19 protein-coding genes and 2 pseudogenes are annotated in these 24,482 nt (G+C 74.6%); 1 reads left to right on the top strand and 20 read right to left on the bottom strand.

Annotated elements, in window-relative coordinates; genetic code table 11:
* The first annotated feature begins 52 nt into the window (after positions 1-52).
* A complete protein-coding gene (locus tag Pdca_RS15655; protein ID WP_232021585.1) occupies positions 53-823 on the top strand; it encodes a DUF2786 domain-containing protein in 771 nt (256 codons plus the stop codon).
* Between the two features lie 18 nt (positions 824-841).
* On the opposite strand, the gene Pdca_RS15650 is transcribed toward Pdca_RS15655, so the two are convergent.
* The 20 genes and pseudogenes from Pdca_RS15650 to Pdca_RS15555 all read right to left on the bottom strand — a co-directional run bounded on the left by Pdca_RS15650 (position 842) and on the right by Pdca_RS15555 (position 24,478).
* A complete protein-coding gene (locus tag Pdca_RS15650) occupies positions 842-1,297 on the bottom strand; it encodes a PH domain-containing protein (RefSeq protein WP_232021688.1) in 456 nt (151 codons plus the stop codon).
* Between the two features lie 215 nt (positions 1,298-1,512).
* Positions 1,513-1,980 (bottom strand): annotated as a pseudogene (gene ribH / locus Pdca_RS15645) (6,7-dimethyl-8-ribityllumazine synthase); the annotation flags it as partial.
* A gap of 71 nt (positions 1,981-2,051) precedes the next feature.
* Positions 2,052-3,320 carry a bifunctional 3,4-dihydroxy-2-butanone-4-phosphate synthase/GTP cyclohydrolase II gene (locus Pdca_RS15640; protein WP_085913933.1) on the bottom strand — a complete coding sequence of 423 codons (1,269 nt, stop codon included), beginning with the start codon at positions 3,318-3,320 and terminating at the stop codon, positions 2,052-2,054.
* Between the two features lie 65 nt (positions 3,321-3,385).
* Positions 3,386-4,024 (bottom strand): riboflavin synthase, encoded by a 639-nt coding sequence (locus tag Pdca_RS15635; RefSeq protein ID WP_085913891.1) that lies wholly within the window; start codon positions 4,022-4,024, stop codon positions 3,386-3,388.
* Between the two features lie 15 nt (positions 4,025-4,039).
* Positions 4,040-5,047, bottom strand: a complete 1,008-nt coding sequence (gene ribD, locus Pdca_RS15630) for a bifunctional diaminohydroxyphosphoribosylaminopyrimidine deaminase/5-amino-6-(5-phosphoribosylamino)uracil reductase RibD (protein WP_085913934.1) — start codon at positions 5,045-5,047, stop codon at positions 4,040-4,042.
* A gap of 68 nt (positions 5,048-5,115) precedes the next feature.
* The gene (gene rpe / locus Pdca_RS15625; protein ID WP_085913935.1) at positions 5,116-5,802 is read right to left on the bottom strand and encodes a ribulose-phosphate 3-epimerase; all 687 of its coding nucleotides are present in this window, start codon (positions 5,800-5,802) and stop codon (positions 5,116-5,118) included.
* 91 nt (positions 5,803-5,893) lie between these two features.
* The gene (locus Pdca_RS15620; RefSeq protein ID WP_197720069.1) at positions 5,894-7,237 is read right to left on the bottom strand and encodes an RsmB/NOP family class I SAM-dependent RNA methyltransferase; all 1,344 of its coding nucleotides are present in this window, start codon (positions 7,235-7,237) and stop codon (positions 5,894-5,896) included.
* Between the two features lie 670 nt (positions 7,238-7,907).
* Positions 7,908-8,840, bottom strand: a complete 933-nt coding sequence (gene fmt, locus Pdca_RS15615) for a methionyl-tRNA formyltransferase (RefSeq protein ID WP_085913893.1) — start codon at positions 8,838-8,840, stop codon at positions 7,908-7,910.
* Positions 8,837-9,385, bottom strand: a complete 549-nt coding sequence (gene def, locus Pdca_RS15610) for a peptide deformylase (RefSeq protein ID WP_085913894.1) — start codon at positions 9,383-9,385, stop codon at positions 8,837-8,839. Before def ends, fmt begins: the two co-directional genes overlap by 4 nt.
* Before the next feature lie 66 nt (positions 9,386-9,451).
* Positions 9,452-11,551 (bottom strand): primosomal protein N', encoded by a 2,100-nt coding sequence (locus Pdca_RS15605; protein ID WP_085913895.1) that lies wholly within the window; start codon positions 11,549-11,551, stop codon positions 9,452-9,454.
* 150 nt (positions 11,552-11,701) lie between these two features.
* A complete protein-coding gene (metK, locus tag Pdca_RS15600; protein WP_085913896.1) occupies positions 11,702-12,919 on the bottom strand; it encodes a methionine adenosyltransferase in 1,218 nt (405 codons plus the stop codon).
* Between the two features lie 295 nt (positions 12,920-13,214).
* Entirely contained in the window at positions 13,215-13,880 is a 666-nt protein-coding gene (locus tag Pdca_RS15595) for a hypothetical protein (protein WP_085913897.1), read from the bottom strand.
* Between the two features lie 339 nt (positions 13,881-14,219).
* Complete coding sequence (coaBC, locus tag Pdca_RS15590; protein WP_085913898.1) at positions 14,220-15,443, bottom strand: bifunctional phosphopantothenoylcysteine decarboxylase/phosphopantothenate--cysteine ligase CoaBC; 1,224 nt, start codon at positions 15,441-15,443, stop codon at positions 14,220-14,222.
* Positions 15,444-15,452: 9 nt separating this feature from the next.
* Positions 15,453-15,719 (bottom strand): DNA-directed RNA polymerase subunit omega, encoded by a 267-nt coding sequence (gene rpoZ, locus Pdca_RS15585; RefSeq protein ID WP_085913899.1) that lies wholly within the window; start codon positions 15,717-15,719, stop codon positions 15,453-15,455.
* 36 nt (positions 15,720-15,755) lie between these two features.
* On the bottom strand, positions 15,756-16,388 hold the full coding sequence (gene gmk, locus Pdca_RS15580; protein ID WP_373865463.1) for a guanylate kinase: 633 nt from the start codon (positions 16,386-16,388) through the stop codon (positions 15,756-15,758).
* Positions 16,389-16,400: 12 nt separating this feature from the next.
* Positions 16,401-16,715 (bottom strand): integration host factor, actinobacterial type, encoded by a 315-nt coding sequence (gene mihF, locus Pdca_RS15575; RefSeq protein ID WP_158092208.1) that lies wholly within the window; start codon positions 16,713-16,715, stop codon positions 16,401-16,403.
* A 521-nt stretch (positions 16,716-17,236) separates the two neighbouring features.
* Positions 17,237-18,073 carry an orotidine-5'-phosphate decarboxylase gene (gene pyrF / locus Pdca_RS15570; protein ID WP_085913901.1) on the bottom strand — a complete coding sequence of 279 codons (837 nt, stop codon included), beginning with the start codon at positions 18,071-18,073 and terminating at the stop codon, positions 17,237-17,239.
* Complete coding sequence (gene carB / locus Pdca_RS15565) at positions 18,070-21,366, bottom strand: carbamoyl-phosphate synthase large subunit (protein ID WP_085913902.1); 3,297 nt, start codon at positions 21,364-21,366, stop codon at positions 18,070-18,072. The genes pyrF and carB overlap by 4 nt, the downstream gene beginning before the upstream one ends.
* A gap of 686 nt (positions 21,367-22,052) precedes the next feature.
* Positions 22,053-23,189, bottom strand: a pseudogene (gene carA / locus Pdca_RS36920) (glutamine-hydrolyzing carbamoyl-phosphate synthase small subunit); the annotation flags it as partial.
* The gene (locus Pdca_RS15555) at positions 23,186-24,478 is read right to left on the bottom strand and encodes a dihydroorotase (protein WP_085913937.1); all 1,293 of its coding nucleotides are present in this window, start codon (positions 24,476-24,478) and stop codon (positions 23,186-23,188) included. The pseudogene carA and the gene Pdca_RS15555, both read right to left, overlap by 4 nt.
* Positions 24,479-24,482: the final 4 nt, after the last annotated feature.

Raw genomic sequence — 24,482 nt, 5'->3', positions numbered from 1 at the left:
TACACCTCGTGTCGAACACGAGTTCGACGCCCCGGCCCCGAGGAGGAGCACCGTGAGCACCCTGCACGACACCGCCGCCGCACCCGGTCCCGAGCAGCAGGAGGCCCGGCTGGACCGGATCCGCAAGCTGCTGGCCAAGGCGGAGCGGGCCGGTACGGCGGCCGAGGCGCAGATCTACACCGACAAGGCCGTCGAGCTGATGGCGCGGCACGGTGTCGACGAGGCGGTACTGGCCGCCACCGGGCCACCGGGCCACGATCCGATCGGCGGCGTCCGGATCGCGGTGCACGATCCGTACAGCGCACCGAAGGCCCGGCTGCTGGGCTGGACCGCAGCGGCGCTGCGCTGCCGCTGGGTGATGCACGACTCCCGCAGCGGAAAGGTCGCGGCGGTCACCGTGTTCGGCTTCGCGTCCGACCGGGAGCGGGTGGAGCTGCTCTACACCTCGCTGCTGCTGCAGGCGTCCACGCACGTGGCTCGGCTCCGGCCGCCCGATCCGCGCGAGTCGGTCGCCGCCTACCGGCGCTCCTGGCTGTACGGCTTCGCCGCCCGCGTGCACGAGCGGCTGTGCGACGCCGAGCGGGATGCGGTGGGCGAGAGCGACGCCGCCGCCCGCGGCGCGACGTCGGCCGAGCTGGTGCTGGCCGACCGCGGGGACCGGGTGGCGCAGGCCTACTCCGAACAGTTCTCCGGCCTGCGCCGCGCCCGCGCCCCGCAGGTCTCCGGATCGGGCTACCGGAGCGGGGCCGAGGCCGCCGACCGGGCCGATCTCGGCGGCACCCGGCTCGGCGAGCGGGCCCATCGCCGGGCGCTCCGCGGCTGAGCCGTGGCCGGGCCCGGCTCAGTCCTGGCGGACGGCGTCGCGGTGCAGGTCGCGCAGGGTGCGGACACCGCGCACCGCGAGCCCGCGGTCGACGGCCTGGATGGCGAGGATCGCGTGATACTCGTCGTCGGGCAGTTCCAGCCGCGCCGAGGCGGCGCCGTCGGGGAACGAGATCCCGTACACCTCGGTCCACGGGAACCAGCGGGTCAGCATCACGTTGCGGATCTCGATGCCGTGCGAGTCGGCCCGGACCCGTGGCCGTGCCATCAGCAGCAGCCCGCCCGCCACGAAGGCCCCGATCACCATCATCGAGGCCTGGTCGACCGGCCGGAAGATCACGCCGGTGTCCTCGGAGGGCATCAGGTAGGCGACGATCGCGAAGAAGACCATCACACCGACCGCGCAGACCCACGCGGTGATCAGGAGGGCCCGCGGGCGGAGGGTGACGGCGTCGGGGCCCGGGCCGGTCGGCACCGGGGCCGCGGACCGCTCCGGGGCTTTCGGGGTCCCGCTGTCCGGGGCAGGCTGCTCGGTCACGGACGATCCTTCCCGTCCGGCCCGCTCGGAGCCGGCGCTCATGCCTGTGTCCCGGCCGACGGTGTTCCGACTGACGGTGTCCCGGCTGACTGTGTCCCGGCTGACTGTGTCCCGGCTGACGGTGTCCCGGCGGTCTCGGCCCCGGCGGCGGCCCGCAGGTCGCGCAGCACCAGCGCCGATTCCAGGGCGGCCGTGCAGGCCTCGGTCCCCTTGTCCTCCGGCGCACCGGGGGCTCCCGACCGGTCGACCGCCTGGGCGAGGGTCTCGGTGGTGAGTACACCGTTGCCCACCGGGGTGGACTCGTCGAGCGCGACCCGGGTGAGCCCGGCCGTGACCGCGTCGCAGACGTACTCGAAGTGCGGGGTGCCGCCACGGACGACCACGCCCAGCGCCACCACCACGTCGTGCGTGCGGGCCAGCTGCTGGGCGACCACCGGCAGCTCGACGGTGCCGGGCACCCGGACGACGGTCGGCTCGGCGCCGGCCTCCCGGGCGGTGGCGACCGCCCGCTCCAGCAGGTTCTCGACGATCTCGGCGTGCCACCTCGCGGCGACCACACCCACCCGTAGCCCGGTCGCGTCCAGCTGTGCGGCCCCGGCGGGCCTGCCCTCACCGCTCATGGGTCGATTCTCGCCTCCCGGGCCGGACCAGGGGGCACGGGGGTGCCACCGGGCCCGGCCGGGCGTGCTGTTCAGCGGCCGGGATCGGCCAGTCCACCGAGATCGGGCAGGTCGTGCCCCATCCGGTCGCGCTTGGTCCGCAGGTAGCGCAGGTTCTGCGGGGTCGGGCGGACCGGCATCGCCTCGCGGCCGACGACACGCAGGCCGTAGCCCTCCAGGCCGGCACGCTTGTCCGGGTTGTTGGTCAGCAGGCGCATCGACACCACGCCCAGGTCGGCCAGGATCTGGGCGCCGATGCCGTAGTCGCGGGCGTCGGCGGGCAGCCCCATCGCGAGGTTGGCGTCGACGGTGTCGGCGCCGGCCTCCTGCAGCTGGTAGGCCTGCAGCTTGTGCAGCAGGCCGATCCCCCGGCCCTCGTGCCCGCGCATGTAGAGCACGACACCGCGGCCCTCGCGGGCCACCGCTTCCAGCGCGGCGTCGAGCTGCGGGCCGCAGTCACAGCGCAGCGAGCCGAGCACGTCACCGGTCAGGCACTCGGAGTGCACCCGCACGAGCACGTTCTCACCGTCGTCGGCGGGGGTTCCGACGTCGCCCATCACCATCGCGATGTGCTCGACGCCGTCGAGCAGCGAGTCGTACCCGTAGGCCAGGAAGTCGCCGTGCCCGGTCGGGATCCGGGCGGTCGCGATCCGCTCGATGTGCTTCTCGAACCGGCGACGGTAGGCGATCAGGTCGGCGATCGTGATCAGGGTGAGGTCGTGGTCGGCGGCGAAGACCCCGAGCTCCTCGCCGCGGGCCATCTCGCCCTCGTTCTTCTCCGAGACGATCTCGCAGAGCGCACCGGCCGGCGGCAGCCCGGCCATCCGGGCCAGGTCCACGGCGGCCTCGGTGTGCCCCGGCCTGCGCAGCACGCCGCCCTCACGGGCCTGCAGCGGGAGCACGTGGCCGGGCCGGACGAGCTCGGCGGCCTCGGTCGCCGGGTCGGCCAGCAGCCGGATGGTGTGCGCCCGGTCCTGGGCCGAGATACCGGTCGTCACGCCCTCCTTCGCGTCCACGGTGACCGTGTACGCGGTGCGGAAGGAGTCCCGGTTGGTGTGGTGCATCGGCGGCAGGTCGAGCCGCTCGCAGGTCTCCTCGGTGATCGCCACGCAGACGTAGCCCGAGGTGTAGCGGACCGTGAAGGCCAGCAGCTCGGGGGTGGCCCGGGCCGCGGCGAAGATCAGGTCACCCTCGTTCTCCCGGTCCTCGTCATCCATCACGACGACGGCCTTGCCCTCGGCGATGTCCGCGATCGCCTTCTCGATCAGGGCGAACCTCTCGGCCCGCTCCGACGGCGACATCGCGGTGTGCGGGTTCTCCGGCAGCTTGCCGGAGGTGTCCCCGCCCGGGGTGTTCGACGGCTCGCTCACCGGGCGGCCCCTTCCGTTCCGGACCCGGGGCCCTGCAGGTACCCCGCGGTCATCCGTTCCACGTACTTCGCGATCACGTCGACCTCCAGGTTGACCGGGTCACCCGGAGTGCGTGTACCGAGGGTGGTGTCGGCCAGCGTCGTCGGGATCAGCGCCACGCCGAACCCGTCCGGGTACACCGCCGCGACGGTCAGGGAGACGCCGTCCACCGCGATCGAACCCTTCTCCACCACGTACCGGGACAGCTCCGCGGGCAGTGAGAAACGCAGCGCGTCGCTCCGCTCCCCCGGGTCCCGCGACACCAGTGTCCCGATCCCGTCGACGTGCCCCTGCACGATGTGCCCGTCCAACCGGCCGCCGGCCGGGACGGCCCGCTCCAGGTTGACCCCGGAGCCGGCCGCGATCGCACCGAGCGACGTGCGTTTGAGCGTCTCGGGAACCAGTTCCAGGGTGAGCGCCGGTCCCGGCTCGGTCCCCTCCGGGACGACGGCCGTGAGGCAGCAGCCGTTCACCGCGACCGACTCGCCGTGGCCGACCTCGGCGGCCAGTGCCGCGCGCACGGTCAGCACGACGACGTCGTCGTCGGTCCGGACGTCGACGACCTCGCCGACCTCCTCCACGATGCCGGTGAACATCCTCGTTGCCTCCTGCTACCAGACCTGCCCGGAGGCCGGTCGTGCGTCGATGACCACGTCGTCGCCGACGCGGCGGACCTCGTCCACCTGCAACCGCACGATGTCCGCGATCGTTCCCACACCCGCGGCGCCGAGCGCCTGGGGGCCCTCGCCGAGCAGTGCCGGGGCCAGATGCACCAGCACCCGGTCCACGACGCCCGCGGCGACGAAGGCTCCCGCCAGTATCGGCCCACCCTCCAGCAGGACGTCGACGACGTCCCGCATCGCGGGATCCTTCAGCACCTCGGCCGGATCACGGGTCCGCAGGTGCAGCGTCGGGGCCGCGCCGTCGGTGTGCAGCCGGGCCCCTGGCGGTACGTCCCGGAGCCCGACGACCACCCGCAGCGGCTGGTCGGCGAACAGGGTGCCGTCCGGGTGGCGGGCGGTCAGTGCCGGGTCGTCGGCGAGGACGGTACCTGTACCAGCGACGATCGCATCCATCCTGCGGCGCAGGTCGTGCACCTCGCCGCGGGCCTGCGGGCCGGTGATCCAGCGGCTGGTCCCGTCCGCCGCCGCGACCCGGCCGTCGAGGGTGCTGGCGACCTTCCAGGTCACGTGCGGTCGTCCGGTCCGCTGCCGGTGCAACCAGCCGCGCAGCGGACCGCGGGCGACCTCGTCGGCCAGTGTGCCGAGTGTCACGTCCACCCCGGCGGCGCGGAGCCGCTCCAGGCCACCGGCGGCGATCGGGTTCGGGTCGGTGACCGCGGCGTGCACCCGGACGATCCCGGCGTCGAGCAGTGCGTCGACACACGGCGGGGTGCGCCCGTGGTGGTTGCACGGTTCGAGGGTGACGACCGCGGTGCCGCCGACGGCCCGCTCCCCCGCCGCGGCCAGCGCCGTCCGCTCGGCGTGCGGTCCGCCGGGCGGTGCGGTGGCGCCGGTGCCGACCACGGTCCCGGCGCGGTCCAGCACGACGCAGCCGACCGCCGGGTTCGGGCTGGTGCTGCCGTGCACCCGGTCGGACGCGGCCAGCGCGCGGCGCATGGCGTCCGTGACGCCGACCGACGTCTCGTACGGTGCGGGGCTCGCGGTGCTCACCCGGCCGGTCCGCCTCAGCCGGCCCAGCGGTGCGGGTTCGTGCGGCGCACGCTGTCGCGCAGAGCCGCGACCGCACGCCCCGGGTCGTCGGCGCCGTAGACCGCCGAGCCCGCGACGAAGCAGTCGACACCGGCCTCGGCGGCCTGCTCGATCGTGTCGGCGTTGATCCCGCCGTCGATCTCGACGAGCAGCCGCAGGTGCCCGGTGTCGACGAGCCGGCGGGCGGCGCGGACCTTCTCCAGCACCTCGGGGATGAAGCTCTGCCCGCCGAATCCGGGCTCGACGCTCATCACCAGCAGGGTGTCGTAGTGCCGCAGCACCTCGACGTAGGGCTCCAGCGGGGTACCCGGCTTGATCGACAGCCCGGCGAGCGATCCCGCGGCACGCAGGTTCTTCGCGAGCATCACCGGGTCGCGGGCGGCCTCGACGTGCACCGTCACGTTCCGCGCGCCCGCCTCGGCGTAGCCCGGGGCCCAGCGGTCCGGGTCCTCGATCATGAGGTGGCAGTCCAGCGGGATGCCGGTGGCCGCACCGAGGCTCTGCACGACCGGCAGGCCGAGCGTCAGGTTCGGCACGAAGTGCGCGTCCATCACGTCGACGTGCAGCCAGTCGGCGCCCGGTTCGTCGCCACGGGGCCCGACGGCGGCGGCCTCGTCGGCGAGCCGCGCGAAGTCCGCCGACAGGATGCTGGGCGCGATCATCGGGTGCACGCCCGCAGGCTATCCCTGCCCGCCACGGCGTCCGGCACCCCCGTGCGAGGGAGGGATCACATCCCGCACGGGGGAGGCCGGATCAGCCGGCCGGGCGGCGCAGCAGTGCCAGGAACATCGCGTCGGTCCCGTGCCGGTGCGGCCACAGCTGCACCGTGGGCCCGTCGCCCAGCTCCGGCATGCCGTCGGGCAGGGCGGCCCGGGCGTCCAGCTGTTCGACCGGGCCGGCCGGGCCGGGGCGGTCCGCCCGCCCGACGATCCGCCCGACCACGCCCGCGGTCTCCGACACGTGCGGGGAGCAGGTCACGTAGCCGACGACGCCGCCGGGGCGGACCAGCCGCAGCGCCGCGACGAGCAGCTCGCGCTGCAGCCGGGTGAGCGCGGCGGTGTCCTCGGGGCGGCGGCGCCAGCGTGCCTCGGGGCGGCGGCGCAGGGCACCGAGGCCGGTGCACGGGGCGTCGACCAGGACCCGGTCGAACGCGCCCTCGGGCAGCCCGGACTCCCGGCCGTCGGCGACGTGCACCGTCACCGGCAGGTCCGAGGTCAGCTTCCGGACGAGATCGGCCCGGCGTTCGGCGGACTCGACCGCGTCGAGGGTTCCGCCGAGCGCGCTGACCAGGCCACCGAGCAGGGCGGCCTTTCCGCCGGGGCCGGCGCACAGGTCCAGCCAGCGGCCGGTGTCCTCGCCGACCAGCTCGGCCCGCGCGAGCGCCGCCGCGACGAGCTGGCTGCCCTCGTCCTGCACGACGGCCAGCCCCTCGGCGACGGCGTCGAGCTCACCGATCTCGCCGCTGCCGGGCTCCAGGTGCACCCCGTACGGCGACCACGGGGCCTCGTCACCGCCGGTCGCGAGCGCCAGCTCCTCCGCGGAGATCTCACCCGGCCGGGCCAGCAGGTGCACCCGTGGCCGGGTGTCGTCGGCGGCCAGCGCCGCGGTCAGTCCCTCGCCGGTGTCACCGAGCGCGTCGGCGAAGGCCTGGGCGATCCAGCGCGGGTGCGCGTGCCGCAGCGCGGCCGAACCGACCGGGTCCTCGGCCGCGTCCGGGGCGAGCCGGTCCAGCCAGGTCTGCTCGTCGTGCTCACCGATCCGGCGCAGCACCGCGTTGACGAACCCGGCGGACTGCGCGCCGTGCTCGCCACGCACCAGGTCGACGCAGGTGGAGACGGCCGCGTGGGACGGGACCCGGGTGCGCAGCAGCTGGTAGGCGCCCAGCCGCAGCGCATCGAGCAGCGCGTGCTCGATCTTGGCGAGCGGCCGGTCGGTGCACTCGTCGATGATCGCGTCGAGCAGCCCCTGGGCACGCAGGGTGCCGTAGCCCAGCTCGGTGGCGAGTGCGGCATCGCGGTCGCGCAGGCCGTGCCGGCGCAGGATGCCGGGCAGCGCCAGGTTGGCGTAGGCGTCGCGCTCGCGCACCGCGGTCAGCAGGTCGTAGGCCGCCTGGCGGGCCGGATCGCCCGCCGGGGGGCGACCGGAGCCGCTGCGGCCGCGCGGCGGGCCGGCGTTGCGGGGGCCCGCGGAGGGCTCACGACGGCCACCAGGGGCACGGTCGCGGCGCGGGTCACGGCCGGTGTCACGGTCGCGGCGCGGGGCGGAGCCGGAGTCCCGGCGCGGGCCTCCACCCGGCGCACCATCACGCCGCGGTCCGCCACCCGACGGACCTTCGCGGCGCGGGCCTCCACCCGAGGCACCGTCACGCCGCGGGGCACCACCCGACGCACCATCACGGCGCGGGGCACCACCATCACGGCGCGGGCCTCCACCCGAGGCTCCGTCGCGGCGCGGGCCGCCGCTGCCCCGGTCCTGGCGGGCGCCGTCGCGGGGGGCGCGGCCGGAACCCGGTCCGCCACCGGACCGGTCGCCGGTCTCCCGCCGCCCGCGGTCACCGGACCAGCCGGAGCCCGCGCGGTCGTCCCGCCGGGGCCGGTCCCCGCGGTCGCGCCGGTCGTCACGGCCGGGTCGGTCGTCGCCCGCTCGGGTTCCGGGGTCCTGCTCGCTCACGTCGTCTCCTCGGCGGTCGTCCCGCCTCGGCCGGAGGGTTCCGGCCGTCCTCGCTCGTCATCGGTGCCCGCCACCGGATTGCCCGGTGTCCGGCGGGTCAGCTCAGGTGTTCGCCCGGCTCGATCCGGGCGCCCCGGGCCCAGTCCGGCGCCGCCATCAGGCGTTTGCCCTTCGGCTTCACCTCGCCCAGCTCGACCGGGACGGTGGCGGTGCCGGCCAGCACCCGCCGGCGCTCCACGAGCAGCTCGCCCGGGGCGAGCTCCACCTCACCGGTGCGCAGCGGGGTCACCGGGCCGACACCGAGCCGCTCGCCACGGAACTCGTACCACGCACCCGGCTCCGGGGTGACCGACCGGATCAGCCGGTCGATCGCCGTGGCGGGTACCGCCACCGGCACCCGGGCGTCGGCGGTGGTGACCTTCGGGGCGAACGTGACGCCGTCCGGCGGCTGCGGCACGGCCACCACGGTGCCGTCCTCGATGCCGTCGAGGGTGGCCGCGAGCAGCTTCGCGCCGGACTCGGCGAGCCTGCCCAGCAGCGTCCCCGCCGTGTCGGTGGGGCCTACGGTCTCGGTGACGACACCGAAGGTCGGGCCGGTGTCCATGCCCTCCTCCAGCCGGAAGGTCGTCGCACCGGTCACGTCGTCGCCGTGCCGGATCGCCGACTGCACCGGCGCCGCCCCGCGCCAGGCCGGCAGCAACGAGAAGTGCAGGTTCACCCAGCCGTTGGCGGGAACGTCGAGCACCGGGCGCGGCAGCAGCGCCCCGTAGGCGACGACCGGTGCGCAGTCCGGGGCCAGCTCGCGCAGCGCCTCGAGGAAGTCCGGCTCGGACGGGCGGGCCGGGGTGAGCACCGGGATGCCCGCGGAATCGGCGAGCTCCCCCACCGGTGACCGGGTGAGCCTGCGGCCACGGCCGGACGGCGCGTCCGGACGGGTCAGCACGGCGACCACCTCGTGCCGCGGCGAGTCGAGCAGCGCCCGCAGCGCCGGGACGGCCGGGGCCGGCGTACCGGCGAAGAGCAGCCTCATCGGGCCTTGCCGAACAGTGGATGCGGGCTGACCTGCACCGTCGGTGCCGGCTCGCCGAACCATTCGGCCTCGCGGATCTCCCGCATGGCCTGCTTGCGGGTCTCGGCGTCGAGCCGGTCGACGAACAGCACCCCGTCGAGGTGATCGGTCTCGTGCTGGATGCACCGCGCCAGCATCTCGGATCCCTCGATGACCAGCGGCTCGCCGTGCATGTCCCAGCCACGGGCGACGACGGTCAGCTTGCGCCGGCAGTCCCAGCCGAAGCCCGGGATCGACAGGCAACCCTCCATGCCGATCTGGTCCTCGTCACCGACCGCCTCCCAGGTGGGGTTGATCAGGTGCCCGGTGAAGCCGTCGCAGTCGTAGACGAACACCCGCTTGCCGACGCCGATCTGCGGCGCGGCCAGGCCGGCGCCGCCCTCGTCGTGCATCGTGTCGGCGAGATCGGTGACCAGTTTGCGCAGCTCCGCGTCGAAGTCCGTCACCTCGGTGGCGCGGGTGCGGAGCACGGGGTCTCCGAACAGCCGGACGGGCTGGATGGGCACGGTTCTCCTCGCGGACGTTCGGTGGCGGGGGTGAGTGGCCGATTGTGCCATTCGGCCCGGGCGGGGTTACTCGATCTCCCCCGGATCCATCCGCACCCGCACGGCGTCGGCCGCCTTGCGTGCGGTGCGCAGCGCCTGCGCGTCGTGCAGCGCGGCCGCGAGCCGGCGCCCGGCACCGCGGGGTACCCGCAGCAGTGCGCGCTCCCGGATCTCGTCCCGGTCCACACCCCGCCCCGGACGCTCCGGCGGATCGATCTCCACCGGCCCGAGCAGCTCGACGCCCTCGGGCGGGTCCCGGTCGGCGTCGAGCACCGCATCACAGATCTCGGCGACGGCGGCGGGCGAACCCTCGACGGCGGCCATCCGGACCGCGGGCGGAAAGCCCACATCGGTGCGTTCGGCCAGCTCGACCTCGGCGTGCCCGGCCGGGTCCCAGCGGACCAGTGCCTGCACGGTCGGGATGCCGGAATCGGCGACGACCACCACCCGTCCGCCGTCGGTGTGCGGGACGACCCCCGCCGCGGCGGCGAACCAGCGCCGCAGCGTCTCCTCGGCGACCCGCAGGTCCGGCCGGGCCAGCATCGCCTCGCCGTCCAGCAGCAGCGCGGCGCCGTAGCCGCCCTCGGCGACCGGCTCGGCGCCCGGCGTGGCGACGACCAGTGACGGCCCGCCCGGGACGTCGTCGAGGATCGCCGATCCCCCGCCGGAGGTCCGCACCGTGATCCCGGCGAACGCCCGGCCCAGCTCCTCCGCCGTCCGGCCGGCACCGACCACCCCGGCGCGCAGCCTGCGGGACGCGCAGTTGCCGCACCGGTAGCCGGGCTCGACCCGCCCGCACCAGCGGCACGCGGGCAGTCCGGCGGCGGCGTCCGGGCCACCGGCGCCGGGGCGGGGCAGCCCGAGTGGCCCCGCGCAGTGCCGGCAGCGGGCAGCCTCCCGGCAGGACGCGCACGCCAGGAACGGCAGGTATCCCGACCGCGGCACCTGGACCAGCACCGGACGCCCGGCCTTCAGCGCCGCGCGGGCCGCCTCGAACGCCACTCCCGGGACCCGGGCGGCGCGGGCCGCCGGGTCGCGCACCAACTGGGTGTCGCTCTCCCCGATCGCCGTGACCCGCGGTGCGCGGGCCCGCACGGTCGCCCGGTCGCCGAGCACCGCCAGCGCCCAGCCGGACGCCACCAGCAGCTGGGCCTCCGCGGTGCGGGTGAACCCGGCGACCAGCACGGCGGCGCCCTCCCGGTGCGCGCGCAGCACCAGCACGTCGCGGACCTGCGGGTACGGGGCGCGCGGCTCGGAGTGCGAGTCGTCGCCGTCGTCCCAGACGGCGAGCAGCCCGAGCTCGCCGAGCGGGGCGAACGCGGCCGACCTGGTCCCGACGACCACCCGGACGTCGCCCCGCCGCACCGCCAGCCACCTGCGGTAGCGCTCGGCCGGGCCCAGGTCCGCGGTGAGCGCGACGACCGCATCGGCACCGACCAGCGCGGCGCAGGCCGTGTGCAGCCGGTCGACGTCGCGCTGATCGGGGACGACGAGCAGCGCGGAACGGCCGGCCGCCCGGGTCGCGGCGGCGGCCTCGGCGAGGCGCACCGCCCACTGCTCGCCGGGAAGCGGCTGCCAGACCGCGTGCGCCGCGCGGCCTCCGGCGAGCGCATCGAGCAGCGCCCCGCCGCGCGGGTACGCCGCCCATCCGGCGCGGTCGGGCTCCGCCGGCTCGGCGACGGTGCGGGCCCGCGGGGTCTCCGACTCGACCCGGGCGTGCCGGGCGGGCACGGCGAGCCGCAGCACGTCGGCCAGCACCCCGGCGTAGCGGTCGGCCACGGCGCGGGCGAGCCCGGCGACCTCCGGGGACAGCACCGGCTCGGCGGAGACCACCTTGTCCACCCAGGCGAGTTTCCCGCCGTGCCCGGACGAGTCGGCGCGTTCGAGCAGGTAGCCGTCGACCATCCGGCCGGCGAACCGGACCCGCACCCGGACGCCGGGCACGGCGACGTTGTCCAGGTGGGTCGGCACCCGGTAGTCGAAGGGCCGGTCCAGGTGCGGCAGCGGGACGTCGACGACGATCCGGGCCACCGGCAGCGTCCCGGCCTGCTGCCACTCGCCACGGTTGCGCGCGGGGCGCCGGGCGCGCGCCGGCCCGGCGGTTCGTGCGGTCGCGGGAGAGCTCACGGCCAGGGGTCTACCAGACGGGCCCGACGCCTTCACCGGCTGGACACCGGGACGCTCCCGAGGACACCTGCGCGCGGCGCGGACGGACACCGACACGCCCGTGGCCGGGCCCGCGCGATGCGGGCCCGGCCACGGGAGAGTGCGGTGCGGTCAGGCTCCGACGGCCGACTTCAGCGCGTCGGCGCGGGAGGTGTCCTCCCACGGGAGCTCGACGTCGGTACGGCCGAAGTGGCCGTACGCGGCGGTCGGGGTGTAGATCGGGCGGAGCAGCTTCAGGTCCCGGATGATCGCGGCCGGGCGCAGGTCGAAGACCTCCTCGATGGCTGCCTGGATCTTCGCCGGGTCGACGTTCTCGGTGCCGAACGTCTCGACGAACAGGCCGACCGGGGCCGCCTTGCCGATCGCGTAAGCGACCTGGACCTCGATCCGGCCGGCGAGCCCGGCGGCGACGGCGTTCTTGGCGACCCAGCGCATCGCGTACGCGGCGGAGCGGTCGACCTTCGACGGGTCCTTGCCGGAGAAGGCGCCGCCGCCGTGACGGGCCATGCCGCCGTAGGTGTCGACGATGATCTTCCGGCCGGTCAGGCCCGCGTCACCCATCGGTCCGCCCAGCACGAAACGGCCGGTCGGGTTGACCAGCAGCCGCGGCTCGGACGGGTCCCAGCCGAGCGCCTCGACCTCGGGGGTCACGACGTGCTTGAGGATGTCCGGGGCGAGCATGCCGTCGAGGTCGACGTCCGCGGCGTGCTGTGAGGACAGCACGACGGTGTCGAGCCGGGCCGGCTTGTCACCCTCGTAGTCGATGGTGACCTGGGTCTTTCCGTCGGCGCGCAGGTAGGGCAGCGTGCCGTTCTTCCGGACCTCGGTCAGCCGGCGGGCGAGCCGGTGCGCCAGCGCGATCGGGAGCGGCATGAGCTCCGGGGTGTCCTCGCAGGCGTAGCCGAACATCAGGCCCTGGTCGCCTGCGCCCTGCTTGGCGATCTCGTCCTCGGCGGACTCGACGCGCTTCTCGTAGGCGGTGTCGACACCCTGCGCGATGTCCGGGGACTGCGCGCCGATCGCGATGTTCACACCGCAGGAGGTCCCGTCGAAGCCCTTGGCGGACGAGTCGTACCCGATCTCCAGGATGCGGTCCCGCACGAGCTGCGGGATCTCGACGTAGGCATTGGTCGTGACCTCACCGGCGACGTGCACCTGGCCGGTGGTCACCATGGTCTCGACGGCCACCCGGCTGCTCGGGTCTTGCGCGAGCATCGCGTCGAGGATCGTGTCGCTGATCGCGTCACAGATCTTGTCGGGGTGGCCCTCGGTGACCGACTCGCTCGTGAACAGACGACGGCTCGTGTTCGACACGCGCAGATTCTCCATCCCGTTGTGGTGCTGTGGTGATGCTGCCTTCACTCCGGCGCAGCCGGCCTTGCGCGGCCGCGCTCGTCCGGACGCTTCTGAGCTCGGAGCGTCCGCCGGAGACCGACCCTAGTCCAGATCGGGCGACCGTACGGAGATCACAGGACGCAACTGTGTACCCAGAGTGATGTGCGGCAGTTTGTCAGCTACACAGGGTCGCCGGATGGGGTGATTGACGCTCCGTCCGCGAATCGCGCGCGCCCTCACTCGTTGGTCGGAACAGAACCGCCGCACACCATGCGGACGGGCCCACCGATCAGACGAAACGCGACTCCACGACGGTGCTCCACCGTCGTCGGCACGGAGGATGTCCCACGATGAAGCCGAACTCCCGACGGTTCGCCGCCGTCGCCGCTGCACTGGCAGTGGCGGGCGTCACCGCGACCGGTGTGATCGCAGGCACTGCGGCCGCCGCCGGCACCGGAACCTGTACCTCGAGCGTGAACGTGCGCTCGGAGCCCGCCACCGACGCGCCGATCGTGGGTGTGTGTGAGCGCGGCGACACCACGTCGGTCGGCGACGCCCGCAACGGCTTCGTCGAGCTGCCGGAGTACGGCGGCTGGGCGATCGCCGAGTACGTCTCGACGGCGAGCAACTCCTCGCCGCGGACCGGGACGACGACGTCCCCGGCGGACTCCGAGGAGTCCACCCCGCGGTCCTCCGAGCGCTCCACCGCCCCGCGGTCCTCCGAGGACCGCTCGCCGTCGGCGAGCACTCCCTCCGCGAGCAGCCCGGCCACGAGCAGCCCGGCCGCGAGCAGCCCGTCGTCGAGCACCCCGTCGTCGAGCACTCCCCGGTCGGCGTCCGGCAGCCCGGAGGGCAGCACCGAGCCGTCGACCAGCGGCAGCGCGACCCCCTCGGCCACCGACCGCACCGGCGCCACCGATCGGACCGGCAGCGACGACCAGGGCACCGGGGGCACCGACCGGACCTCGACCGCCGACCCGTTCTTCGCCGACGACTGACAGCGCGGTCCCCGACGGGGCCCGCATCCCACCCGGGGTGCGGGCCCCGTCGTCGTTACCCCGGCCGCACAGCCACGCCGGCCGCACGCTTCCCCAGCCGCACAGCTCCGCCGGCCACACACCCGATGACCGCGCCGCACACCCGTTGCAACAGGTGTGTGGCGTAGCCAGGGGGTGTGCGGCATGGCCAGGGGGTGTGCGGCGTAGCCGACAGGCGGGGCGTGGCCGGCGGGCGCGGCGCCGCAGGCGGGCGCGGCGCGGCCGGGGGGGCGGGGCGTGGCCGGCGGGATGTGCGGTCAGGGCAGGCGCGGGGTGACGGCGTCCCAGATCCGGGAGGCCAGCAGTGCCTTGGAGCCCATCGGCAGCTCCTCCTCGCCGCCGTCGCGGGCGAGCAGCCAGCCGGCGTTGTCGAGGGTCTCGAACGCCTTGCCGTCCCCGACGGCGTTCACGACGAGCAGGTCGCAGCCCTTGCGGGCGAGCTTGGCCCGGCCGTGGTGCAGGACATCGCCGTCGGCGTCCCCGGTCTCCGCGGCGAACCCGACGACGACCTGGCCCGGGCGTGGGCTGTCGTGCACCAGCCCGGCGAGGATGTCCGGGTTCTGCGCCAGCCGCAGCGGGGCCGGCTCATCGCCGCCCCGCTTGATCTTGTCGGCGGCGGTGGCGATCGGCCGGAAGTCGGCGACCGCCGCGGCCATCACGACCACGTCGGCGTCCGCGGCGGCGGCCCGGACGGCGGCCTCCATCGCGGCGGCCGTGCCGGCCGGGACGACGTCGACCGCGGCCGGGGCCGCGAGATCGGCGGTGTGCCCGGCGACCAGGGTGACCCGCGCACCACGCTGGGCGGCGACCCGGGCGAGCGCCCAGCCCTGCCTGCCGGACGAGCGGTTACCCAGGAAGCGGACCGGATCGAGGGCCTCGCGGGTGCCGCCGGCGCTCACCACGACGTGCCGGCCCTCCAGATCGCGGGGCAACGCGTCCGGGCGCTCCAGCAGCAGCGTCGCCAGGTCGGCGATCTCGGCGGGATCGGGCAGCCGGCCCTTGCCGGTGTCCTTACCGGTGAGCCGGCCCGCAGCGGGCTCCAGCACGACGGTGCCGCGCGCACGCAGCAGCGCGACGTTGTCCCGGGTGGCCGGGTGCTCCCACATCTCGGTGTGCATCGCGGGGGCGAGCACCACCGGACATCGGGCGGTCAGCAGCGCCGCGGTCAGCAGGTCGTCCGAGCGGCCGTGCGCGATCCGGGCCATCAGGTCGGCGGTGGCCGGGGCCACCACGACCAGGTCGGCCCGCTGCCCGAGCGCCACGTGCGGGACCTCGTGGACGTCACTGAACACGCCGGTGGCCACCGGGCGCCCGGAGAGTGCCTCGAAGGTGGCGGCGCCGACGAACTGCAGGGCGGACTCGGTGGGGATCACCCGCACCGCGTGACCGGACTCGGTCAGCCTGCGCAGCAGCTCGGCGCTCTTGTAGGCGGCGATCCCGCCCGAGACGCCGAGCAGGACCTCAGGTGCCGTCTCGGGCATCGGTGCGAGCTACTCGCCCTCGGTGTGCTCGAGCATGCCGGACTGGATCTCGCGCATCGCGATCGACAGCGGCTTCTCGCGCGGGCCCGGCTCGACGAGCGGGCCGACGTACTCCAGCAGGCCCTCGCCGAGCTGGGAGTAGTAGTCGTTGATCTGCCGGGCGCGCTTGGCCGCGTAGATGACCAGCGCGTACTTCGAGCTGACCTGGCTGAGCAGGTCGTCGATCGGCGGATAGGTGATGCCCTCGGGGGCGGTGGTGCCGGTAGGCGTGCTCACGTACTCACTCCTGAAGCGAAAGGGAGACCTGGGGGCTCAGACGGCGTCCCGGTCGACCGCCAATGCTACCAACCGGCCGATCACGGCCTGCAGGTCGTCGTTGACGATCACCACGTCGAACTCGTCGCGGGCGCTCATCTCCTCGATGGCGGTGCGCAGCCGGCGCTGTCGCTGCTCGGGCGTGTCGGTGCCGCGGTCGGTCAGCCGGCGGGCCAGCTCCTCCATCGACGGCGGGGCGACGAACACGGTGACGGCCTCGGAAAGCATCTGCTTCACCGAGCGCGCACCCTGCAGATCGACCTCGACGAGCACCGGGCGGCCGGCGTCGAGCGCCTGCTCGACGGGCTCCCGCGGCGTGCCGGAGCGCTGCAGCCCACCGTGCACCTCGGCCCACTCGAGCAGTTCGCCGCGCTCGATCAGCGCGTCGAATCCGGCTCGGTCGACGAAGTGGTAGTCACGGCCGTCCACCTCCTCCGGCCGGGCGGGCCGGGTGGTGGCGGACACACTGAACAGCAGCTCCGGCAGCGCCTCGCGCAGTCCCGCGACCACGCTGCTCTTCCCCACGCCGGACGGGCCGGCCAGGACGAGCAGCCGCCCGCGCAGCGGCCGGTCGGCCGGCTCGGGGACCGCCGACGGCGTACCGGTGGCGGGGGTGGGAGTTCCGGTCACGGGATGCGCCGATCAGCTCGGGTAGCGGTCGAGCAGGGCCTTGCGCTGGCGGTCGCCGAGGCCGCGCAGCCGGCGGCTGGTCGCGATCTCCAGCTCCTCCATGATCTGCTGCGCACGGACCTTGCCGACGTTCGGCAGCGCCTCGAGCAGCGCCGAGACCTTCATCTTGCCGAGCACCTCATCGGTCTCGGCCTGCTTCAGCACCTCCTCGAGGGTGGTGCCGCCGCGCTTGAGACGGTCCTTCAGCTCCGCTCGGGCCCGGCGCGCGGCCGCAGCCTTCTCCAGCGCGGCGGCGCGCTGTTCCTCGGTCAGCTGGGGAAGGGCCACGGTGTTGCCTCCGTACTCTCCGTGTCGAACACGTCGTTCTCGTCGCCGCCGGAGCGGCAGCCGGGCCGTGGTTCACACCGACCCGTCCGGGGGACGTCCCCCGGAGCCGCGATCGAACGTACCCACGACCTCCGGTGGGGCGTCAATGGGGGTCCCACCACCGGTTTCGCCGTCCTCATGGTGATCAACGGCACGCCGGCGGGCGGCGCGCCGAGCGCCGCCGGGCTCGCCCGGTCGGCGGGTCGTCGCACCGGAGGTCCCCGGCGTGGCGTCGCCGGCGCACGCGGGCGCGCCCAGTCGCCGTCCGGCTGCGCCGACGGTCACCGGGCGTGTCGGATCGGCCGGTCGGCGTACACCGACCGGCCGTACACCGACCGGGCCGGTTCGCCCGGTCCGCGCACGTCGTGCTCGGGTCCGGATGTCGCGCAGCAGGTCCGGCGCCGTCGTGCGGCGCTCGGCCGGCCCGTCGGTGAGCTACCGGACGATCAGTGCGATCCGGAAGGTCAGTGCGATCCGGAGAGTCAGTGCGATCCGGCGCGCGCCGAGGTGAGCTCCTCCCCCAGTGCCAGTGCGGCGCCGCGCAGCGCCGCCGGATCGGGGCCCGCGGCCAGCACCGAGCGGGCCGCGGCGGGCAGCACCGGGCCGGACGTCCCGGCGAACCGGGAGACGACGTCGGCGGGGCCCGCTCCCTGCGCCCCGAGCCCCGGCACGAGTACCGGACCGTTCAGCGCAGCCAGGTCGAGTCCGTGCTCACGCGTCCCTCCGACGACGACGCCGACGTCACCGGCGCCCGGCGGGGAGCCGGCGTTGCGGGCGGCTGCGGCGTCGACCACCGACTGCGCGACGCTGCGCCCGTCCAGCGTGGCGAGCTGCACCGACGCCCCCTCCGGGTTGGACGTCCTGGCCAGCACGAACAATCCGCGCCCGGCCTCGGCGGCCGCCACCAGAGCCGGCTCCAGCGAGCCGAAGCCCAGGTAGGGCGACACGGTCAGGGCGTCGGCGCCGAGCAGGGCCCCGATCCGCAGGTAGGCATCGGCGTAGCCGTCCATCGTGGACCCGATGTCGCCCCGCTTCGCGTCCAGCAGGGTGAGCGTGGCGGTCTCCGCGAATCCGGCCAGCAGCCGTTCCAGGACGCCCACCCCCGCCGCGCCGTGGCGCTCGAAGAACGCCGACTGCGGCTTCACGATCGCGACCGCACCGCCGAAGCCCGCCAGGCAGGCGTCGGCGAACCGGGCCAGTCCGTCGGCGTCGTCGGTCAGGCCCCACTGCGCCAGCAGCGCCGGATGCGGGTCGATCCCGGCGCACAGCGGGCCGTGCGCGGACACCGCGCCGGCCAGCCGTGCGCCGAACCCGGTCACGAGCCCGACCGCAGCGCGGCGTGCGCCTGCTGCAGCGAGCGGACGCCCAGCCCGCCGGAGGCGAGCGCCTCGATCCCCTGCACCGCGGCCGCGGCCCCCTGCACGGTGGTGATGCACGGGACACCGCGGGACACCGCGGCGGCCCGGATCTCGTAGCCGTCCACCCGCGGGCCGGGGTTCCCGACCGGGGTGTTCACGATCAGGTCGACCTCGCCGGCCAGGATCGTGTCCACGATGGTCGGCGTGTCCGGCGTCGACCCGGACGAGTGCTTGCGCACCACCGTGACGGTGATCCCGTTGCGGCGCAGCACCTCCGCGGTGCCATCGGTGGCGAGGACCTCGAAGCCCATGTCGGCCAGGCGGCGGATCGGGAACACCATCGCCCGCTTGTCGCGGTCGGCGATGGAGACGAACACCGTGCCCGAGACGGGCAGCGAGCCGTACGCCGCGGCCTGCGACTTCGCAAACGCCGGACCGAACGCCGAGTCGAAGCCCATGACCTCACCGGTGGACTTCATCTCCGGGCCGAGCAGCGGATCGACGCCCTGCCCCGCGGTGTTGCGGAAGCGGTTGAACGGCAGCACCGCCTCCTTCACCGCCACCGGCGAGTCGGCGGGCAGCGCGCCACCGTCGCCGTCGGCCGGCAGCAGCCCCTCGGTGCGCAGCTCGGCGATGGTGGCGCCGAGCATGATCCGGGCGGCCGCCTTGGCCAGCGGGACCGAGGTGGCCTTGGACACGAACGGCACCGTCCGGGACGCCCGCGGGTTGGCCTCCAGCACGTAGAGCACGTCGCCGTGCAGCGCGTACTGCACGTTGAGCAGGCCGCGGACCCCGACGCCGTGCGCGATCCCGGCGGTCGCCTCGCGCACCTTGGCCAGCACCGAGCTGCCCAGGGTGATCGGCGGAAGCGTGCACGAGGAGTCCCCGGAGTGCACCCCGGCCTCCTCGATGTGCTCCATCACGCCGCCGAGGTAGACCTCCTCGCCGTCGCAGAGCGCGTCGACGTCGATCTCGATGGCGTCGTCGAGGAACCGGTCGACGAGCACCGGCCGGTCCGGCGAGATCGTGGTGGCGCGGGCGATGTAGCCGGCCAGCGTCGCCTCGTCGTAGACGATCTCCATCCCGCGCCCGCCGAGCACGTACGACGGCCGTACCAGCACCGGGTAGCCGATCCGCGACGCGATCTCCCGGGCCCCCTCGAAGCTGGTGGCCATGCCGAACTCCGGCGCCGGCAGGCCTGCCTTGCGCAGCACCTCGCCAAACGCGCCGCGGTCCTCGGCGAGGTCGATCGCCGCCGCGGAGGTCCCGACGACCGGCACCCCGGCCTCGGTGAGCCGCTGGGCAAGACCCAGCGGGGTCTGCCCGCCGAGCTGCACGATCACGCCGGCGACCGTGCCGGACTCCTGCTCGGCGTGCACGACCTCCAGCACGTCCTCGAAGGTCAGCGGCTCGAAGTACAGGCGGTCGGCGGTGTCGTAGTCGGTGGACACCGTCTCCGGGTTGCAGTTGACCATGACGGTCTCGAACCCGGCCGCGCGCAGCGCCATCACGGCGTGCACGCAGGAGTAGTCGAACTCGATGCCCTGCCCGATCCGGTTCGGCCCGGAGCCGAGGATCAGCACCTTCGGCTTCTCGGTCTGCGCGGCGATCTCCGACTCCGCGGACGGGTCGGTCTCGTAGGCCGAGTAGTGGTACGGGGTCTTCGCCGCGAACTCGGCCGCGCAGGTGTCGACGGTCTTGTAGACCGGCCGGATCCCGAGCCGGTGCCGCAGCGAGCGGACGCCGTCCTCGCCGGCGAACTCCGGCCGCACGGCGGCGAGCTGACGGTCGGACAGGCCGTGCCGCTTGGCCCGGCGCAGCAGCGTGCCGTCGAGAACCGGGGCGGCCTCGATCTCGGCACGCAGCTCGCCCAGCATCGCGATCTGGTCGACGAACCAGGGATCGATCCCGGAGTTCTTCGCCACGTCGGTCACGCTCTGCCCGGACCGCAGCGCCCGCTCCAGCTCGTATATCCGGCCGTCCACCGGGACGGTGTACTCCGGCTCGCCGTCCGGGTCGGGTGCGGTCCAGAAGCCTGCCCTGGCGCGCTCCATCGAGCGCATCGCCTTGCCCAGCGCCTCCGGGAACGACCGGCCCAGCGCCATCGCCTCGCCGACCGACTTCATCGTCGTGGTCAGCTCCGGGTCGGCGCCCGGGAACTTCTCGAACGCGAACCGCGGGATCTTCACCGCCACGTAGTCCAGCGTCGGCTCGAACGCGGCGATGGTCTCGCCGGTGATGTCGTTGCGGATCTCGTCGAGCGTGTAGCCGACCGCGAGCCGGGCGGCGATCTTCGCGATCGGGAAGCCGGTGGCCTTCGAGGCGAGCGCGCTCGACCGGGAGACCCGCGGGTTCATCTCGATCACCACGAGCCGGCCGGTCTCGGGGTGCACCGCGAACTGGATGTTGCAGCCGCCGGTGTCGACGCCGACCGCACGCAGCACCGCGATCCCGACGTCGCGCATGTGCTGGTACTCGCGGTCGGTCAGGGTCATCGCCGGCGCGACGGTGATCGAGTCGCCGGTGTGCACGCCCATCGGGTCGAGGTTCTCGATCGAGCAGACGACGACCACGTTGTCGCGGTGGTCGCGCATCAGCTCGAGCTCGTACTCCTTCCAGCCGAGCACGGACTCCTCGATCAGCACCTCGGTGACCGGGGACGCCGCCAGCCCGGCCCCGGCCAGCCGCTCCAGCTCGTCGGCGGAGTGCGCCAGGCCCGAACCGAGCCCGCCCATCGTGAACGACGGCCGGATGACCACCGGCAGGCCGAGCTCGGCGGCGGCCTCGCGGACCTCCTCCATCGAGTGGCAGACCTTCGAGCGCGGCACGTCGCCACCGATCGCGGTGACGATGTCCTTGAACTTCAGCCGGTCCTCGCCGCGCTGGATCGCCTCGACGTCGGCGCCGATCAGCTCGACGCCGTAGCGCTCCAGCACCCCGTTCTCGTGCAGTGCGATCGCGGTGTTCAGCGCGGTCTGCCCGCCGAGCGTGGCCAGGATCGCGTCCGGCCGCTCCGCGGCGATGACCTTCTCGACGAACTCCGGGGTGATCGGCTCGACGTAGGTGGCGTCGGCGAACTCCGGGTCGGTCATGATCGTCGCCGGGTTCGAGTTGACCAGCGAGACGCGGATCCCCTCGGCCTGCAGCACGCGGCACGCCTGGGTGCCCGAGTAGTCGAACTCGCAGGCCTGGCCGATCACGATCGGCCCGGAGCCGATCACCATCACGTGGTTGATGTCGTCGCGGCGGGGCATCAGTTCTCCTCCTGCCGGGCCTGCTCGGCGTCGGCGCTTCCGGCCGGGGGTGGTGGCCAGGGGCGGTCGTCGACCGGGCCGGCTCGGCCGGTCACCGGGTCGGCACGGCGCTCGGCGGCTCCGGGCGCCCCGCCCTCACGGCGCAGCGCGTTCTCGATGTCGGAGAACGGCGCGGTCAGCGGGTCCGGGGTACCGGGACCCGGGACGGTGGGCAGCCTGCTGGTCGGCGGCTCGGCGGCCGAACCGGACGCCGGGGCGCCGCCGGGCGGGGTGACCGGCAGCCGGGTGGTCGGTGCGGGATCGTCGGCCGGAGCCTGGGCCCGGTCGGCGCCGGGGTGCTGCCCGGCCGCAGGGGCGGGGCCGGGGCCTGCCGAGCGGTCCGGGTTGAGGTCGACCGAGGGGCCCGCCGTCGCCGACGGCGGTGCCGCGGGGGACGGCTGGGCGGCCGGTGCCGGTGCCTGCGGAACGGCGGGCGGTGCCCCGCCGTCGCTCCCACCACGCCGGTCGCCGCCGGCCGGGTCGCCGCCGTCGGCCGGGCCGTGGCCGGTCGCCGCGTCAGTGCCGCTGCCGTCGGTCGCGGTGTCCTCACCCGTCTCCGGGAACTCCTCGGGCTCCGGGTACGGCACCGGCTCGGCGCCGTCCGGGCGGCGCGCGGCCACACCGGCGTAGCCGACCGGGTTGTCCGTCATCAGCTGGGCGAACCGGTCGAACAGGTCGGCGGCGTCGTGCGGGCCTGCCGCGGCCTCCGGGTGGTACTGCACCGAGAACGCCGGGAAGTCGATCCCGGCCATGCCCTCCACGCAGCCGTCGTTCGGGCAGGTGTGGGTGATCACGGCGCGGCCGTAGGGGGTGTCGAACTCCTCGCCCGCCTCCCCCGCGACGGCGAACCCGTGGTTCTGCGAGGTGATCGCGACCCGGCCGGTGGCGTGCTCGATCACCGGGATGTTGATGCCGCGGTGGCCGTAGCGCAGCTTGTAGGTGTCCCGGCCGAGCGCGCGGCCGAGGATCTGGTTGCCGAAGCAGATCCCGAACAGCGGGATGCGGCGCTCCAGCACCTGCCGGGTGAGCGCGACCGGGCCGTCGGCGGTTGCCGGGTCGCCGGGGCCGTTGGCCACGAAGAACCCGTCCGGGCGCAGCGACTCGATCTCCTCGACCGTGCTGGACGCGGGCAGCACGTGCACCTCGATACCGCGGGCCGCCATCATCCGCGGGGTGTTGTACTTGATCCCGACGTCCAGCGCCGCGACGACGAACCGGCGCTCCCCCACCGCGGGCACCACGTAGGTCTCGGCGGTGGTGACGGCACCGTAGAGGTCGGCGCCCTCCATCTGCGGGCTCTGCCGGACCCGCTCGACGAGCTCGGGATCCTCGGCCAGCGCAGCACCGGAGAAGACCCCGGCGCGCATCGCGCCCCGCTCACGCAGGTGCCGCACGGCGGCCCGGGTGTCGATGCCGGCGATCCCGACGACGCCCTGCGCCCGCAGTGCGTCCTCCAGCGACCCGGTGGCCCGCCAGTTCGACGGCCGCCGGGACGGGTCGCGGACCACGTAGCCCGCGACCTGGATCCGGGCCGACTCGTCGTCCTCGTCGTTCCAGCCGGTGTTGCCGATCTGCGGCGCCGTCTGCAGCACGATCTGACGGTGGTACGACGGGTCCGTCAGGGTCTCCTGGTAGCCGGTCATCCCGGTGGTGAACACGGCCTCGCCGAGGCTCTGGCCGGTCGCACCGTAGGACTCGCCGCGGAAGATCCGCCCGTCCTCGAGGACCAGCAGTGCCGTGCCGTCCCCGTCCCGTGTGCTCCGTGCGCTGCCCGTGCTCGTCATGCCTGAACCTTCCCGTCCCGCGCGGTGATCCGGCCACGCAGAACCGTCGCGACCACCGCACCGGGCAGTCGCATTCCCTCGTACGGCGTGTTCGCCGCCTTGCTCGCCAGGTTCGCGCCGCGCACCGTCCAGACCGCGTCCGGGTCGACGAGCGCGAACGTCGCCGGCTCGCCCTCGGCGATCGGCCTGCCCTGGTCGGCGAGCCTGCCGATCTCGGCCGGACGCTCGGAGAGCACCCGCGCGACGCCGTACCAGTCCAGCAGACCCGGCTCGACCATCGTCTCGATCAGCACCGACAGCGCCGTCTGCAGGCCCAGCATTCCCGGCTTGGCGGCCTGCCACTCGGTGTCCTTGTACTGCGCGGCGTGCGGCGCGTGGTCGGTGGCGACGACGTCGATCACGCCCTCGGCCAGTGCCTCGCGCATCGCGCGGGTGTCGTCGGCGGTGCGCAGCGGCGGATTCACCTTGTTCACCGGGTCGTAGCCGGTCAACCGGCCGTCGGTGAGCAGCAGGTGGTGCGGCGTCACCTCGGCCGACACCTGCACACCCTGGGCCTTCGCGGCGCGCAGCACCTCGATGGTGCGGGCGGTCGAGATGTGGCACACGTGCAGCCGGGCGCGGGCCTCCCTGGCCAGCGCGCAGTCCCGGGCGACGATCGTCTCCTCGGCCGTCGCGGGCCAGCCGGTCAGGCCCAGCCGGGCCGCGACCGCACCCTCGTGCGCCTGCGCTCCCGCGGTGAGCCGGTGGTCCTCGGCGTGCTGGGCGACGACCGCGTCGAGTGCCGAGGCGTACTCCAGCGCGCGGCGCATGATCAGCGGGTCGTTCACGCAGCGGCCGTCGTCGGAGAACATCCGGACCGCGGCCCGGGAGTTCGCCATCGTGCCCAGCTCGGCGAGCCGCTCACCGCCGAGCCCGACGGTGACCGCACCGACCGGGTGCACGTCGACCAGGCCGATCTCGGCGCCGCGCCGCCACACGTGCTCGACGACGACGTCGGAGTCGGCGACCGGGTCGGTGTTCGGCATCGCGAACACCGCGGTGAACCCGCCCAGTGCCGCCGCGTGGCTGCCCGTCTCGATCGTCTCGGACTCCTCGCCGCCTGGCTCGCGCAGGTGCACGTGCAGGTCGACGAAGCCGGGCAGCAGTACGGCGCCGCCGGCGTCGAGCACCTCGACGCCATCGGGTGCGCTCCGGCCGGTCCCGATCGTCGTGACGACGCCGTCGGTGATCAGCAGATCGGTCGGGTCGCCGCCGTAGGGCCGGGCGTTGGTGATCAGGAGGTCGGTCATGCTG

It is taken from the genome of Pseudonocardia autotrophica (assembly GCF_003945385.1).
In the GTDB taxonomy this organism is placed as follows: domain Bacteria; phylum Actinomycetota; class Actinomycetes; order Mycobacteriales; family Pseudonocardiaceae; genus Pseudonocardia; species Pseudonocardia autotrophica.
This window is presented reverse-complemented; position numbering and strand designations above follow the sequence as displayed.